The following is a 16,068-nucleotide window of genomic DNA, read 5'->3' on the forward strand; positions in this document are numbered from 1 at the left end:
CGACGGTTACAATCGGCGATTATGCGTCGGGGCAGCATCGGGCGCACGCCGTGCGCCCCGACCGAACAAGACTGTTGCGGCCGCTACAATCAGTTGCACAACCCCCCATGTTTCGCAACAACCGGCAAACAAGGGGCTTAAGCCCCTTGTTCACCCATCCAATGCCGAGCTGCCACAGTCCTTGAGAGGTTATGCGATCGATTCTATACTTCTTGGTGCAGCCAGCGCTTGCGCGAGAACCACCAGCCGTAGACGATGGCGGTGATTCCCTCAGAGGCGACATATCCCCACCAAACACCCTGCGGCCCCCCGCCGAGAACGTGCGAGAAGAGCCAGATCAACGGCACCTGCAGAACCCAGGCGTGGATCAAGCCGATGACCATGGTCGGCACTGTGTTGCCGGCACCCATGAACGTGCCCTCGAACAGGACGAAGGCACCGACGAACGGGAGTTGGAGCGCCATGACGCGGAAGAACACGGTGCCGATTTCACCGAATGACGGATCCGAGAAGAACACCCGGGTCAGCGGCGAGGCGCAGATTGCCATCACGGCACCAAATGCCGTCATCACGATCACGCCCAGGCCGATCGCTTTGCGGGCCGTGACCCAGGCCAGGAGTTTGTCCCTGGCGCCGAGCGCGTGGCCGATCATGGGTGAAAGGCCCAGTTCGAGTCCCACGGCCAGGATGATCCCCAATTCGATCACGCGACTCCCGGCGCCATAGACCGCCACGTAGGACGCGCCGTAGTGCGCGATCATCGGCGTGACCACCATCCGTGCCAACGAGAAGGAGATTGAACTGATACCGGACGGGAGGCCGATCCGCATCATCTGACCCAGCGTGGAGACGTGCATCCGCCGCACCGCCGCCCAATCGAGACGAATGCGGAAGGCGCCGCGAAAGAACATCGCCAGTCCGACCAAAACGGTCAGGGCAAAGCCGGCGTTCGACGCCCATGCCGCTCCGGCGACGCCCAGCTTCGGGAGTCCCGCCAGGCCGAAGATGAGGAATGGATCAAGAATGGCGTTGAAGATCATCGAGACGATCATGATCACCATCGCATAACGGGGATGATCGATGCCGCGCAACGAGGTGAACAACGTCCAGCATGGGAAGCTGAACACCAGGCCGAGGAACATCACCCGGCCATAGGCCACGGCATGGTCTGTGATTTCGCCTTCCGCTCCGAGGAGACGCACGATCCACGGCGTCAACAGGTAGCCCACGACGGCGCAGGCGGCGGCCGTCACGAACTTCAGGACGAAGGCCTCGACGATGGCGGTCTGTGTGCGCGCGATGTCCTTCTCGCCGTAGCGACGGGCGATGATCGCCACCGAACCGGCGCCGGCGATCTGATTGACCGAGGAGATCACCCAATAGAAGGCCCCGAAGATCGCCAATCCCGCGACCGGCTCCGGACCGAGACGACTGACCCAGAACATGTCGGTCAGACTATAGAGTTGTGTCGCGGCGTAGCCGATCACCGATGGCAGTCCCGTGCGCAGCACCGCACGGTAGACATGCCGTGGGTCGATCGGTTTGCGCGCGGCGATTGTCGGGGTGTCCGGGACCGGCGCCTCGGATGGCGTGCTCACCTTGTCCATCGCGTGACTGCCCCGCCTGTGATGTCCAGTGTCATGCCGTCCTCGGCGATGAGCATCTCAGCGTCGCGATCAGACGCGGAGTTGAGCGCCGCATCGACGTCGAAATCGTCTGACAAGTGGGTGAGAATCACGCGATGAATACCGCGCTTCCTCGCCCAGGGCCAGAGTTCGTCGATCACCACATGGCTGGTTTCGACCAACACCCAGTGGATCGGCGGCGGTACGGCATCCAGATCCGCCAGCGATCCCAGGTCCGAGGAGTAGAGGACGGTGCGCCCACCGGTGGCGATGCCGATCGCGAAGCACTCGTCGTTGCCAATGAATCCATGCGCCTGCCGCCAAAGGCGTCCGGCGGCGAAGTGAGTCGTCGGATACGGCGTCAGGCGCGCACCGTTCACATTCACCGGGCGACCCGATTCCAGTGACTCAAACCGGAGCGGAAACGGCAGGCGTTCGATGTGCAGGTGGCCAAGGTCAAGGAGATCGATCAAAGGTGCGATGGCATCCTTAGGGCAGTAGATGACCATTGGTTGAGTTGTACCTGCCAGATAGCGCTGCTGGAGGAAGTAGGTTAGTCCGCAGACATGGTCGGCATGGGTGTGTGTGATGACGATAACATCAACCCATTCCGGCGCATACCCGGCCCGGAGGAAGTTGCGCGTGGCGCCGTCGCCGCAATCGATGAGGACGCCATGCGTGCCGAGATCCAGCAAGTAGGATGATGATGCACGGTGGGCCGAGGCCTTGCCTGCTGAGGAGCCGAGGATGATGAGTCTTGGCGTGTTCATGGCGATAGCAGGTACGCAGGGCCGTGCACGTTCATCGACGACGGAACACTGTCACCCTGGGCGAAGCGAAGGGCCTCTATAGGATTCCACAGAGAATCGATGCCTATAGAGATGCTTCGCTTCGCTGCATGACAGGGATGGGGCCAGCGGGGTATCCCCGCCCTCATAATATCCAAGAGGGCGCGGAGACCGCGCCCCTGCATTATTGATGGTGCGTGCAGAGCACGCACCCTACGCGAGAACCTCACACAGCACGGCTCCCGCGGTGGCGATGTCGTCATCATCGACATCGCGGTGCGTGACCGCGCGAATTCGCGTCGCGCCGAATCCCACCAGCAGCACTCCGCGGTTGGCCAGGCGACACAGCACGTCGTCCGGAGACCATCGGTCGGATTCCAGTTCGATGACGACGATATTGGTCGGCGGCGGGTCGGGAATGACGCGTACACCCGGGATGTCGTTGATCGCCGCGGCCAATTGGGCGGCGCGACGGTGATCCTCACCCAACCGCGGCAGTTGATGTTCGATCGCCCAGAGTCCCGCGGCGGCCAGAATGCCGACCTGGCGCATACCGCCGCCGAACATCTTGCGCGTACGGCGCGCCCGCGCAATGAACCCGCGCGCACCGAGAATCAACGATCCGACCGGCGCTCCCAACCCCTTCGACAGGCAGACCGAGACCGAGTCGAACCCCCGGACCCATTCGGGCAATGGAATTCCCGTGGCCGCGTACGCGTTCCAGATGCGCGCCCCGTCGAGATGGGTCCTGACGCCGCGTTCCTGCGCCAGCGCCACGATGCGGCGCATGACATCCAGCGGCACTACTGTCCCCCCCGCGCGGTTGTGCGTGTTCTCGACGGCGATGATCCCGGTGCGAGGGTGATGAATGTTCTCGGGGCGGATCGCCGCGGCGATACGGTCGGGGTCGGGAATCCCACCCGGCGCCGGGATCGGTCTGACCTGCAAACGCGCCAGCGCCGCCGGAGCGCCCACTTCATACCAATCGATGTGCGACTCATCGTCGCAGATCAACTCATCGCCGGGGGCGGCATGGGTGAACAGTGAGACCTCATTGCCCATCGTCCCCGAGGCGACAAACAGCGCCGCCTCCACGCCGAACAGCGCGGCGATCTTCGCCTCCAGCTCCTTGACGGTGGGATCATCTTCGAAGACATCATCGCCGACCGGTGCGGCCATCATGGCGGCGCGCATCTCCGGTGTCGGACGGGTGACGGTATCGGAGCGGAGATCGATCGTCTTCATAGGGGCTCCCGGTGCCGAATGTACCAGTATATCATGGATGGGTGGCACGCACAAGCGCGCGGACGCGACTGCCTACGGACAGTCGGGGCGATCACAAGGATTGCCACTGCCGTTCAATCGCAGCAGGTCGGTAGGGGCGAGGCGTTGCCTCGCCCACTTGCCTGCCGGAGAAGGGCGACCCGGCGGGCCGCCCCGACGGAGAACCGGCGCGTGGCCGCGATCACAGATCGCGGGCACACATACGGTGCGCGACGATCCCGTCGTCTATGTAACCGAGGGGGCCGATTGGGCCGAGCGGATGGCGGCGATCGAATTCAACACCGTGGCGACGAAGTCGTGCCCGGAGGTCAAGACCGGCAGACCCAGTTGATCCTGCAATTCGGGAATGGTCTCGTCGTCGAGGAACAGGCCATCGGTGTTCAGGCACTCGGGGGGTACAACGAGCGCATCGACGTCGAGCGTTGCGGCGCGGAACTGCGTGGCGATGTCGGCGCCGGTGAGCAATCCGGCGACCGTCACCGTGTGCCCCCAGAAATCGTTGTTGACGATCAACGACATCACCTCGAGGTTCTTTACCTTGCGACTGACGCGCTCGCACAGATCGGCGATGAAGGGGCCGGCCGAATGTCCGGTGGCGAAGCACAGACGCAGCGGTCGGGCGAGTCGGCGCGGGATCTCCTTCTCGCGTTCGTCGTAGGTGTCCATCAGGCGACGGACCAGGCCGATGCCGTTCTCAATCTGGCAATAGTCGTCGTAGTAGGCGGCCGGGGGGATCGGTGCTTCAGCAACCAGGACCATCTCATCGGCGGCATAGATCACGCCTGTGCCGTGGCGTTTGCGCATGCGTGTGTGACGGCGCTCGACTTCATGAAGGATCTTGGTCGCCATTTCGGGAGTGACCAGCGACAGAGCGGGGAGGTCGTCGCGGTACTTGGTCAGACCGACCGGGACCACGCCGATCGAGAGCACGTTGGGATATAGCGCCAGAAGATCGTCGAACGAGCGCCAGAGGGTCTTGCCGTCGTTCAGTCCCGGTGTGACGACGATCTGCGTGTGCGTGCGGATGCCGTGGGCATGCAACTCCTGCAAGAGCGGCAGAATCGGCTCGGCGTCCGGTTTGCGCAGGAAGACGCGACGGACGTCATCATCGGTCGCGTGGGCCGAGACGTAGAGCGGCGACAGCCGCTGCTCGTAGATCCGGGCGTAGTCGTCGGCGGTCATGTTGGTCAGCGTGACAAAATTGCCGTGGAGGAACGAGAGGCGATAGTCATCGTCCTTGATGTGCAGCGTGCGGCGGAGGGTCTTCTTGGGCTGCTGGCGGACGAAGCAAAAATCGCAATTGGCCTTGCAGATCCGGATCTTGTCGGGTTCGTACTCGATGCCGAGCTCGGCGTCGATCGGTTTGCTGAGGCCGATCGTGGTCTCGCTCCCGTCGGCGCGACGGACCGTGAGCTCGACTGTCTCTTCGGCGGCATAGAACCGCGCGTCAATCACATCGCGCAGGGGATGGCCGTTGATGGCCACGACTTCGTCGCCGGGAGCCAGCGCGCCCTGCGGAATCGGACCGGGATGATGTAACCGGCGTACAATCGGCATGGGGACTTCTATGCGGCTGTCGCGAACAACGGCAATCTGCTCCGCTGGAGCGGGCGATGGGGGTCGAACCCACGACGTCAAGCTTGGGAAGCTTGCATTCTACCGCTGAATTACGCCCGCTTCGCGCTGCGGCGTAATCTCCACCTCCGGCCGGTGCCGGTCAAGTGCAAATCCGACGCGATGTCCTGGCATTCACCGGGCGAGGGAGAGCTTCAACCGCGTCTACGGGCACGGACACCGAGTTTGTTCCAGTCGATCTGATCGAGGACTGCCTCATCCACCGGCCCCAAGATCGAGAGCGCGACGCGGTCGGGTGTGAAGGCCTCGCGCGCCAGCGCGACCAACTCGGCGGCTCTAACGCCCTCGATGGCCTTCATGGTCGCGCGCGGCGGAATCTGGCGCCCCAGATACAATTCGTGTCGTGCCAGGCGATGCATCCGGGCGGACGTCGATTCCAAGCCCAGCAGCAGATTGCCGCGCAGTTGCGATTTGGCATCGTGCAGCTCGACCGGCGGCACCGTTTGACGCGACAGACGTCCCATCTCGGCCAGGACGAGATTGATCGCCTTGACGACCTGACGGGGATCGCAGGCAAAGTAAACGGCGAAGAACCCGGTGTCCTGGAATGAATCGTGGAAGGCGGAGATGGTGTAGACCAGCCCGCGTCTTTCCCGCACCGTTTGAAACAGGCGCGATGACATGCCGCCGCCGAGCACGCTGTTGGTGACCAACGTGGCGTATCGGCGCCGGTCGGCGAACGCCCAGGTCGGCACGCCGATGCAGACATGCGTCTGCTTGATGTCCCGCGCGTTCACTCCGCGTCGTGGGGCCAGACCATCGGGACTGGCCATCGGTCGGGCCGGGCTTGTGGGGCGGGGCAGGTGAAAGTGCCGCCGTACCAAGCGGGTGAGATGATCATGTGCCAGGCCGCCGGAGGCGGCGACGACGATGCGATCCGGGCGATAGAACGCCCGCCGGTGTGAACCGAGCGCGGCCCGCGTCGTCGCGGCGACTGTCTCCAGCGTCCCGGCCACGGGGCGGCCGATCGGATGCCCCGGCCACACCTGCTCGGCAAAGAGATCGTGGATGTGCTCATGCGCGGTGTCCTGAACGTCCTTGATCTCCTCGGCGATCACTTTGCGCTCCTTGCGAACCTCCGCGGCCGGGAGCCTGGCACGCGTGGCCAGGTCGGCCAGGACATCGACCGCTTGCGGGAGATTCTCCCCCAGAATCCGGGCATGGTAGCAGGTGTGCTCCCGCGTGGTGAAGGCGTTGAGCATGCCGCCCAGGCGTTCCAGTGACAGCGCAATCTCCCGCGCAGAACGCGTCTGGGTCCCCTTGAAGACCATGTGTTCGAGGAAATGTGACACACCGGCGACATCCGGCTCCTCGTGACGCGAACCGACCTCAACCCAGACACCGATCGCAACCGAATCGCGGTCGAGGAGCGTTTCACTGACGATTCGAAGACCGTTTACGAACACGGTCTTTGCCACACGGCCTTTGGTCATCTCATCGCCTTCGTCGCAGGTTTGCAGTCTTCTCCCCCACCCTTGCACTCCCCCCGTTGACAGGGGGAGTTGGAGGGGGGGCTTTCTTACCCCCACCCCTTCGACTTCGCTCAGGACAAGCCCGGCCCTCCCCGTCAACGGGGAGGGAACAGGGTTGAGCGGAGAGGTCAGCCGCGCCGTCTCTCGGGACGGCGATCGCGTCCGCCGCCGGACGGTCCACGCCGGGGTGGACGGCCATCGCCGGAGCGCTCCGGTTCGACATACCCTTCGGGCTTGGGCAGAAGCGCCCGCCGCGACAGACGGACCTTGCCCTCAGGGTCGATTTCGATCACTTTGACCTGCACGGTGTCGCCGACCTTTAGAATGTCCTCGACCCGCTCGGTCCGACCGTGATCGAGCTCGGAGATGTGCACCAGCCCATCGGTCCCGGGGAGAATCTCCACGAACGCCCCGAACGTTGTGATCCGGCGCACCTTGCCTTCGTAGACCTTGTCCAGTTCCGGCTCCTCGACGAGGGCCATGATCATCCGTTTGGCGGTCTCGGCGGCATTCATGTCCACCGAGGCGACGATCACCGTGCCGTCGTCACCAATGTCGACCTTCGCGCCGGTCTGCTCGGTGATGCCGCGGATGTGCTTCCCGCCGGGGCCGATCACATCGCCGATGCGGTCGACCTTGATCTGGAAGATCAGGATGCGCGGCGCATACGGCGACAACTCCGGCCGGGGCCGTTCGAGCGTGGTGGCCATGCGGTCGAGCACGTGCAGCCGCGCCTGGCGCGCCTTCTCCAGGGCCTCGCGCAGGATTCCGAACGGCAACCCTTCGATCTTGAGGTCCATTTGGAAGGCGGTGATTCCCGTGGCGGTGCCGGTCACTTTGAAGTCCATGTCGCCGAGGTGATCCTCAACACCGAGGATGTCGGTGAGCACGGCATACCGGTCGCCATCCTTGATCAAGCCCATGGCGATCCCCGCCACCGGTGTCTTGATCGGCACGCCGGCATCCATGAGCGCCAGCGATCCGGAGCACACCGTGGCCATCGACGAGGAGCCGTTCGATTCGAGCACGTCGGCGACGATGCGAATCGTGTACGGGAAGATATCCTCATTGGGGATCACCGGCTGGATGGCGCGCTCGGCCAGCGCCCCGTGACCGATCTCGCGCCGTCCCGGTCCGCGGATCGGACGGACTTCACCCACCGAGTAGGACGGGAAGTTGTAATGCAACATGTAACTCTTCGTTGTGTCGCCCATCAGATTGTCGATGCGCTGCTCGTCGACCTTGGTCCCCAGCGTGACCACCGCCAACGCCTGTGTCTGGCCGCGCGTGAACAACGCCGACCCGTGGGTTCGCGGCAGGAAGCTGACCTCGGCGCTGATGGCGCGGATCTCATCCGGACTGCGTCCATCGGCGCGGCGCCCTTCGCGCAGGACCCGCTCCCGCAAGTCCTCGCGCTCAATCTCGCCGAATACCGCGGCAATTGCCTTCTCGCCATCCGGGAACTGTTCTTTCAGTGCGGCAGTGATCTCCTGCTTGACCAGTGCGAGGGTGTCCTCGCGCGATGTCTTCTCCGTGACCTGGTTGGCCTCACGGATGCGAGAGGTCGCCCGCTCGCGCACTTGACGGGTCAACTCCGAATCGATCGTCACCGGAGTGAACGGGCGTTTCGGCTTGCTGACTTTGGCCTTCAACTCGGAGACGGCGCCAATCAGCGTGCGCACTTCGCGCAACCCGAACTCGAGTGCGGCGGTCAACTCGGTCTCCGTAACTTCCTGGCAGCCGCCTTCGACCATGAGGATATCGTCTGCGGTGCCGGCGATCACCAGGTTCATGTCCGAGCTCTCGAGTTGGGAGTACGTCGGATTGATGACAAACTCCCCGTCGACCCTTCCGACTCTGGCGCCGGCAATGATATGGTCGAACGGCACGTCCGAGACCGCCAGCGCTGCGGCGGCGGCACAGATGCCGAGAACGTCGGCGTCGTTCTGCTGATCCGAGGAGAGGACATTGATGAAAATCTGGACCTCGTTGGTGAATCCCTCAGGGAACAATGGGCGGATCGGCCTGTCGATCATGCGTGCCGAGAGCGTTTCTTTCTCCGAAGGACGCCCCTCCCGTTTGAAGAACCCGCCGGGGATCTTGCCGGCCGCATAGGCCTTCTCCCTGTAGTCGACCTGCAGAGGGAAGAAGTCACGGTCGGAGATGGCTTCCTTACCGGCCACAATGGCAGCCAAGACGACCGTATCGCCATGGCGTGCCATGACGGCGCCGTTGGCTTGCTTGGCGACATGTCCGGTCTCGAACGAGAACGGCCGTCCGCCAAAGTCAAACTGTACACGTTCCATACGTGATACCACACCCGTGACCGCTCAGGCGGTCACGGCCTTTCTGGGAATCACCGGGAAGGGTATCCCCTCTGCCGTGCAGAGGGACCGTGGGGTGGACGGCTCGCCCCGGGGCCGAGGTGTCTTTGCTGTTCCCAGGTCCCGCCGCGAGACGATCCCCCGCCCCGCCCGATGGCGCAAGGTTACTTGCGCAGGTTGAGATTGTCCAACAACTGCCGGTAGGCGGCGATGTCGCTCCGGCGCAGGTAGTTCAGCAGCCGGCGACGTTTCCCCACCATCTTCAGCAATCCCCGACGGGACGAGAAGTCCTTCGGGTTCTTCTCCAAATGCTCAGTCAGCCCGGCGATATGCGACGACAACAAGGCCACCTGCACCTCCGGTGAACCGGTGTCGGTGTCATGCAGCCGGTACGCCGCCACGATCGCCTGGGTCTTCTGTGTGTCAGCCTGCACTGGCTTTGGTTCTCCTTTCAGGTAACGCAGGAGCCCTGTGCTCCCGCGATCTGTCAGGTGCGCGGGGCACCTGACCTACGATTTGTGTCTATTGGCCCACGCACGAACCGTGCGTTCATCCTCGCTCAATTGCTGCCGCAAGTCCTCCGAGCCGGCGAAGCGGACATCGGGGCGGATGAACTCCGCCAGCCAGATCATCTCCACGTCCTGCGGCGTGCGCTCGTCTTCGTCCCCTTCCAGCACGTGAACCTCAAGGCGCACCGTTTGTTCCGCGAAGGTTGGGGCAACGCCATAGTACGCCATTGCCGGACGGGGTATTGGCCGCCCGGTCCAGCCGGCATATATGCCGACCGGGGGAGCCAATTTAACATCAGATAGGGCAAGATTCCAAGTAGGATATCCCAGTTGTTTGCCGCGGCCAGCCCCGGCCCTGACAGGTCCACTGGCGGGATACGGGTGGCCCAACAGGCGTACCGCCCGGTCGAAATCCCCCGCTTCCAGGCATCGCCGAATCACGCTGGAGCTGACCGCTTCGCCCGCCCGGTCGCTGGGCACCATGCCTACAACCTCCACGGGACAGCCGCGTTCCCGCCCCCAAGCGCGCAAGAACTCCGCATTCCCCTGGCGATCGTGCCCGAAGCCGAAGTCGGCACCGACGACGACGGCGGCGGCCTGAAGGTATCGGGCCAGCACCGTGTCCGCGAAGTCCCGCGCCGTGGTTTGGGCCAACTGATGGTCAAAACGCAGCATGATGACGCAGTCAGTGCCATAGGCGGCGAACAGGGCCACTCTCTCATCGGGTTCCGTCAGCAGGTGCGGGGCACGTTCGGGGTGGACGATGGTCTTGGGATGGGGATGGAAACTGAGCGCCACCATCGGGAGATGCATCTCATCCGCCAACGCTCTCCCGCGTCGCAGAATCGCCTGATGACCGAGGTGGACGCCATCAAATGTCCCAACGCAGGTGACTGTTGTGTCCTGCAGATGCGCCGCCGCATCTGCCCCATTATCGAAACACGGCAATGGGTGCCCAAGTCGAGGTGGTGGCAGCAGAGGGTTCATGTGATCGACGGGATGAGTACCCTTTTGTAGCGGAACAGCATCGCTCCGGGTTCGAGGGCATCGGGCCAGCGGGCACTGTCGAAGAGGGACGATCCCAAGGCGATAATTCGTTCCTCCGAATCACACAAGGCGATCGTGTCGCCGTCCGCGAATCGGCCTTGGACAGATTCGATGTCCTCCGGGCGGATCCCCTGCCCGTGAGCCACGCGCTTATATCCTGTCGCCGTGACGATTATCTCCGGCAGATCAAGAAACTCTTCAACTGGACGCGGCTGCGGCAGAGTCTGTCCTTCTATGGCAAGTCTCTCGATCGTCTCCAGCGTGAAGGCCCCGCGCACATGGCAGTGGCCAATCTCCTCCCGACGCAGTGCCGTCAGATAACCGCCGCACCCGGCCTTCTCACCCACTGCCGCTGCCAGTGAACGGACATACGTTCCGGCCGAGCATCGCACCCGGACTTGCACGTCGGGGGCGACATACGAGAGCAGTTGCAGACTGTAGACATTGATCATTCGTGTCGCCGATGGAACCGCCTCTCCCCTGCGGGCAAGTTCATAGCGGCGACGTCCTCCTGATCGAACAGCAGCATATGACGGTATCGTCAATGAGATCGGGCCGACGAAGCCCAAGAGCAGACTCTCAAGCCGCTGCAAGTCGGGCAGGACCGCATCAGCGACGGGCGTAATGTCTCCGTCGGCGTCGCCGGTGTCGGAGACGGCGCCGAATCGGATCGTGGCCGCGTATGTCTTCGGCTGCGCCGAGATGTAGGCGGCAACGCGCGTGGCGCTCCCCAGGGTAATCAACAGCAGCCCGGATGCCGCCGGGTCGAGAGTCCCTGTGTGCCCGATGCGCCGGATGCCGTACAACCGCCGAAGCGCGTCGACGACATCATGGGACGTGATCCCGGACGGTTTGTCGACGGGAAGGACGCCACTGGGCCCGGCTACTTGCTCCTGCTCGGAGGCACGGATGGCCATGGCCGTTTCGCGCCGTTGCGGTGAGAGGATGGTGAGACTCACGCCTTGCGGTTCCCGACAGCGCGGCGGTTGGACAAGACTGACCGGATGGCGTCTTCCAGCGCGTCCGCGGTCGCGCGAACGGGAAGCTCGATCATGCACCCGGCGGCGTTCTTGTGTCCCCCGCCGCCGAAGCGACGGGCCAACGCGGCCACGTTCACCGATCCCGGCGAGCGCAGACTGACCTTCGTCCGCCGGGGGCCCAACTCCTTCAGGAGCGCCCCCACCATGACCCCTTTGAGAGACAGGGAATGGTCCACCAGTCCCTCGGTCTCCTGCAGGGAAACGCCGTATCGTCGTCGGTCCCGGATGCGCAAGGTGAGCAGACAGATCCGGCCCCCGGCGCGCAATTCCGCCTGTCCCAACACATGGTGAACGAGCTGGAAGTGCGGCAACGGGAGTTCGAAGTAGATGCGGTCGGTCAACTGGGTGATGTCGGCGCCCAGACGGAGCAGTGCGGCGGTGTTTTCGAATGTCGCGACGTTCGTGCTGGGGTGATGGAACCGTCCGGTGTCGGTCAGGATGCCGGCGGCCAGCAGTTGGGCCATGCGCGGTGTGATCCGGGCCCGCCAGTGCTTCAACAGCTCGTACACCAGCTCCGTGCACGACGAACGGGAGGGGTCGACCACGTTGATCGTCCCGAAGCGGTCGCTGCCCTGATGGTGGTCGATGTTGATGATCGGCAGCCCGGGCGGCAGCAACGGCTCGACTGAGCCAACGCGGTCCAGCGATGAACACTCGAACACGATGGCGGCATCCCAATTGCGCCGCGCCCGTGACGATGGCGCACGGATGATCCGTCGCGGATCGAGGCAGCGATAGCGGGCCGGCAGCGGACCGTCATTGAGCACGTCCGCCCGGCGGCGCCTCTGACGGGTCCAGAACTCATGGAACGCCAGTTGCGAGCCGACCGAGTCGCCATCGGGATCGCGGTGCGATGTGATGAGAATCCGATCCGCGTTTTGTAGTTGTCGGATGATCCGGGTGGCGGCGGCTTTGTTCACTGCTGATCGTCCCGGCGTTCGCGCGCGATGCGGTTGAAGAGTTGCTCCAGTTTCATGCTGTCGTCGAGCGAAGGGTCGAATTCGAACCGCAGGCGCGGCACACGGTACAGCTTGATTTCTCCGGCCACGCGTTTTTGCACAAAGCCGGCGATCTTGGCCAGGTGCGCCGCGCAGGTCGTGCGCGCCGGTTCGTCGCCGAGAACGGAATATCGAATGGTCGCTTCCGAGTAGTCCCGCGCGAGGTCGCAGCGCGTGACGGTGACCATGGACAGGTCATAGTCCTTGATCTCGCGGTTCAGCACCTCGGCCACGACCCGCTGGATTTCCTCGGCCACGCGCTGATGGCGGTCGGCAGGTTTCATGTTGTCAGCGCCTCACGAGCACCCTCACTCGATCCGCCGTAGGCGGATCGACCTCTCCCTCCGGGAAAGGGCGGCCTCCGTCAGCTTGGGCCGAGGCAGGTGCGGGAGTCTCGCACATTTCGAACGACAAACGGCTCACACGCTCATCTCACAATCGACCAGGTTCATCTCTCCGGGGCGATCGGCGTCCTGGACGACGTGGGTCAGTACGCTGTGGAGGTGCGCCCGTTCATTGGCAACCGCGGCGGCTTCGATGACGGCCCGCTGCCATTCGTCCTGAGCGTCGATTTCGGCGATCGCGACGCCGTAACTCCGTCTTGTTCCCTCCAAGAAACGTCGAAGGATGCCGCGCTTTTCCTTCAGACTGCGGCACCCCGGCAATCGCAGGACCATTCGCACGCTGCCGATCACGGGCCGCTCCGAGAGTGTCTGCCCCCGGTGCGGCGTCCGCATCCCCGCTTACGCCAGCTTGCGCTCATGCTCCGTGACACGGTAGAGCTCGAAGACATCGCCAACCTTGATATCGTTGTAGTTCTCGATTTTGATGCCGCACTCCAGTCCCGCGCCCACTTCCTTGACGTCATCGCTGAAGCGGCGAACCGTCTGCAGCACGCCCGTGTACACGGTGATGCCGTCACGCACGACGCGCAACTGATCGCGGGGACGCGCCACGCCCTCGGTCACTTCACACCCGGCGACGACGCCGACCTTGGAGATCTTGAAGGTATTCTTGACCTTCGCTTCGCCGGTCCGCTCTTCGACCACGACCGGTGAGAGCATTCCTTCGAGCGCCGAGCGGATGTCGGCCTCCGCCTCATAGATGATGTCATAGAAGCGGATGTCGACACCTTCGCGTCCCGCCAGTTCCCGGGCGCGGGCGTCAGGGCGCACGTGGAAACCGATCACCACCGCATCCGAGGCCGCCGCGAGGAGCACGTCGGACTCGCTGATCGCCCCCACGCCGCGGTGGATGACATTGACTTGAATCTCCTCGGACTTGATCTTCGCGAGCGTGTCGGCCAACACCTCCACGGAGCCGTCGACGTCGCCCTTGATGATGACCTTCAGGTCTTTGACCGCGCCTTCCTTGATGCGGTCATAGAGAGTGGACAGACTCGCCTTGGCCAGCCGGTGGTACGATTGCTCGCGTCGCACCCGCTCGCGCATCTGCGAGATCTGACGGGCTTGTTGCTCCTCGACACAGACGGCGAATGTGTCCCCCGCCTGCGGCACTGCGGTGGAACCGGTCACCTGAACCGGCGACGACGGTCCGGCCATCATCACCGGACGGCCGCGCTCGTCGACCATGTTGCGAACCCGCCCGTGATGCGGGCCGGTGATGAAGAAGTCGCCCACGTGCAGGGTCCCGTTCTGGACGAGGATCGTGGCGACCGGTCCGCGACCCTTGTCGAGCTCGGCCTCGATGACGACGCCACGCGCACGTCGTTCGGGCTGCCCTTTCAACTCGAGCAACTCTGCCTGCAGGAGGACCATCTCCAACAGTCGATCGACTCCCGTACCCGTGCGCGCCGAGACGGGCACGACGATCGTCGAGCCGCCCCACTCCTCGGGGATCAGGCCGCGATCCGCCAATTGGCTCTTGACGCGTTCCGGGTCGGCGCCGGGCAGGTCCATCTTGTTGACGGCGACGACGATCGGGACACCGGCGGCCTGAGCGTGGTCGATGGCCTCGATGGTCTGTGGCATCACGGCATCATCCACGGCGACGACGAGAATGACGATGTCGGTCGCTTGCGCACCACGCGCCCGCATGGCCGTGAACGCCTCGTGGCCGGGTGTGTCCAAAAACGTCAAACGGCCGCGCGGCGTCTCCACGGAATAGGCGCCGATATGTTGGGTGATGCCGCCCTTCTCCCCCGCCACGACATTGGAGGTCCGGATGAAGTCGAGCAGGGACGTCTTGCCGTGGTCGACGTGCCCCATAATCGTGACCACCGGCGGACGCGGCACCGTGGGACGCTCATCCTCAACGTCCTCGGCGAGGGTCTCCTCGCCGATTTCCTCGACCTGCTTGATACTGTAGTCAAATTCCAGGGCGACCGTTTCAATGGTATCGAGATCGAGGCGTTGGTTCATGGTGGCCAGCATCCCCAGTTCGAGGCACTTGGCCACGACTTCGGTGGGACTGACACTCATCTTCTGTGCGAGTTCAGCCACCGACATGAACTCATTGACCTCGATGGTCCGAGTCGGTTCGACGAAGTCCGTTCCCCCCTCGTCGCGGTGTTGACGCTTGCGCGTCTTGGCGCGTGTGCCGAGCTCGGCAATCGTCCGGCGGAAGCTGGCGGCGACTTCCTGTTGATCGACCCGCGAACCCCTCTTCTTGGGTCCGCGACGGCGCCGACGCCTGGCGGCATCGGCCCCGGAGATCGCGGGCCCGCGACCGGGTGCGGGACCACTCCTTGCTGATGCCGGGACTACGGCTCCCGCCGGTCTTCCCGCAATGGCGGCAGCACCGGGTCGTGGTCGCGGCCGGGCTCCCGGTAGGACTACAGGCGGGACGAAGGACTGTCGAGGCGCTGCTGCCGGCGGAGTCACTTTCTTGGGACGCGGAGCGGCTGGGCTCGGAGTCGGAGGCGGTGGCGCTGTCGGCTTGGGCGGTGCCGGCTTGACTCTTGCGGCGGCCGCTGCCGCTGCTGCCTTCGCAGCTGCCTCAGCGGCCGCTTTGGCTGCGGCCGCGGCCGCGGCCTTGGCGTCCGCTTCCGCCGCCTCGCGGACTCGACGCTCTTCCTCTTCCTTTTGTGCCTTCTCGGCAGCGGCTTTTTGGGCCTCCAGTTCCGCGGACTCACGCGCCTTGGCCTTGCGCTCCCGCGTCTTGCGTTCGCGCAGAGCGATCTCGGCTTTCAACGCGTCCTTTTGCTTCGCAAACTCGGACTCAATGGCCTCCAAGAGTTCATCGGAAGCGACGCTCATGTGGCTGCGCACGTCGAAGCCGAGGCGATTGACCATCGCCATCAGGGCGTCGCTGGACAAATTGTGATCCCGTGCGACCTCGTAGAGCCGTTTGCTCGCCATGCGCGTTCCGATTCCTATCGAGTCCA

At 64.1% G+C, this 16,068-nt stretch carries 13 protein-coding genes and 1 tRNA gene; all 14 read right to left on the minus strand.

The window, feature by feature from the left end:
• Positions 1 to 203 precede the first annotated feature (203 nt).
• On the minus strand, positions 204 to 1,607 hold the full coding sequence (locus tag AB1792_02145; GenBank protein ID MEW5701019.1) for an MATE family efflux transporter: 1,404 nt from the start codon (positions 1,605 to 1,607) through the stop codon (positions 204 to 206).
• Entirely contained in the window at positions 1,595 to 2,395 is an 801-nt protein-coding gene (locus AB1792_02150; protein ID MEW5701020.1) for an MBL fold metallo-hydrolase, read from the minus strand. The genes AB1792_02145 and AB1792_02150 overlap by 13 nt, the downstream gene beginning before the upstream one ends.
• A gap of 231 nt (positions 2,396 to 2,626) precedes the next feature.
• Positions 2,627 to 3,658: a GntG family PLP-dependent aldolase gene (locus tag AB1792_02155; protein MEW5701021.1), complete on the minus strand. Its 1,032-nt coding sequence runs from the start codon at positions 3,656 to 3,658 to the stop codon at positions 2,627 to 2,629.
• Between the two features lie 264 nt (positions 3,659 to 3,922).
• Entirely contained in the window at positions 3,923 to 5,254 is a 1,332-nt protein-coding gene (locus tag AB1792_02160) for a DUF512 domain-containing protein (GenBank protein MEW5701022.1), read from the minus strand.
• Positions 5,255 to 5,299: 45 nt separating this feature from the next.
• Positions 5,300 to 5,374, minus strand: a tRNA-Gly gene (locus tag AB1792_02165).
• A gap of 92 nt (positions 5,375 to 5,466) precedes the next feature.
• The gene (locus AB1792_02170; protein ID MEW5701023.1) at positions 5,467 to 6,765 is read right to left on the minus strand and encodes a pitrilysin family protein; all 1,299 of its coding nucleotides are present in this window, start codon (positions 6,763 to 6,765) and stop codon (positions 5,467 to 5,469) included.
• A gap of 167 nt (positions 6,766 to 6,932) precedes the next feature.
• Positions 6,933 to 9,110: a polyribonucleotide nucleotidyltransferase gene (gene pnp / locus AB1792_02175; GenBank protein ID MEW5701024.1), complete on the minus strand. Its 2,178-nt coding sequence runs from the start codon at positions 9,108 to 9,110 to the stop codon at positions 6,933 to 6,935.
• Between the two features lie 182 nt (positions 9,111 to 9,292).
• On the minus strand, positions 9,293 to 9,562 hold the full coding sequence (rpsO, locus tag AB1792_02180) for a 30S ribosomal protein S15 (protein ID MEW5701025.1): 270 nt from the start codon (positions 9,560 to 9,562) through the stop codon (positions 9,293 to 9,295).
• Positions 9,563 to 9,637: 75 nt separating this feature from the next.
• Complete coding sequence (gene ribF / locus AB1792_02185) at positions 9,638 to 10,585, minus strand: riboflavin biosynthesis protein RibF (GenBank protein MEW5701026.1); 948 nt, start codon at positions 10,583 to 10,585, stop codon at positions 9,638 to 9,640.
• Positions 10,586 to 10,620: 35 nt separating this feature from the next.
• On the minus strand, positions 10,621 to 11,643 hold the full coding sequence (gene truB, locus AB1792_02190; GenBank protein ID MEW5701027.1) for a tRNA pseudouridine(55) synthase TruB: 1,023 nt from the start codon (positions 11,641 to 11,643) through the stop codon (positions 10,621 to 10,623).
• On the minus strand, positions 11,640 to 12,644 hold the full coding sequence (locus AB1792_02195) for a bifunctional oligoribonuclease/PAP phosphatase NrnA (protein MEW5701028.1): 1,005 nt from the start codon (positions 12,642 to 12,644) through the stop codon (positions 11,640 to 11,642). Before AB1792_02195 ends, truB begins: the two co-directional genes overlap by 4 nt.
• Positions 12,641 to 13,006: a 30S ribosome-binding factor RbfA gene (gene rbfA / locus AB1792_02200; protein ID MEW5701029.1), complete on the minus strand. Its 366-nt coding sequence runs from the start codon at positions 13,004 to 13,006 to the stop codon at positions 12,641 to 12,643. The genes AB1792_02195 and rbfA overlap by 4 nt, the downstream gene beginning before the upstream one ends.
• Before the next feature lie 135 nt (positions 13,007 to 13,141).
• Complete coding sequence (locus AB1792_02205) at positions 13,142 to 13,417, minus strand: DUF503 domain-containing protein (protein MEW5701030.1); 276 nt, start codon at positions 13,415 to 13,417, stop codon at positions 13,142 to 13,144.
• Between the two features lie 48 nt (positions 13,418 to 13,465).
• Entirely contained in the window at positions 13,466 to 16,042 is a 2,577-nt protein-coding gene (infB, locus tag AB1792_02210; protein ID MEW5701031.1) for a translation initiation factor IF-2, read from the minus strand.
• Positions 16,043 to 16,068 lie beyond the last annotated feature (26 nt).

The sequence above is a fragment of the Candidatus Zixiibacteriota bacterium genome (assembly GCA_040752595.1).
In the GTDB taxonomy this organism is placed as follows: domain Bacteria; phylum Zixibacteria; class MSB-5A5; order WJJR01; family WJJR01; genus JACQFV01.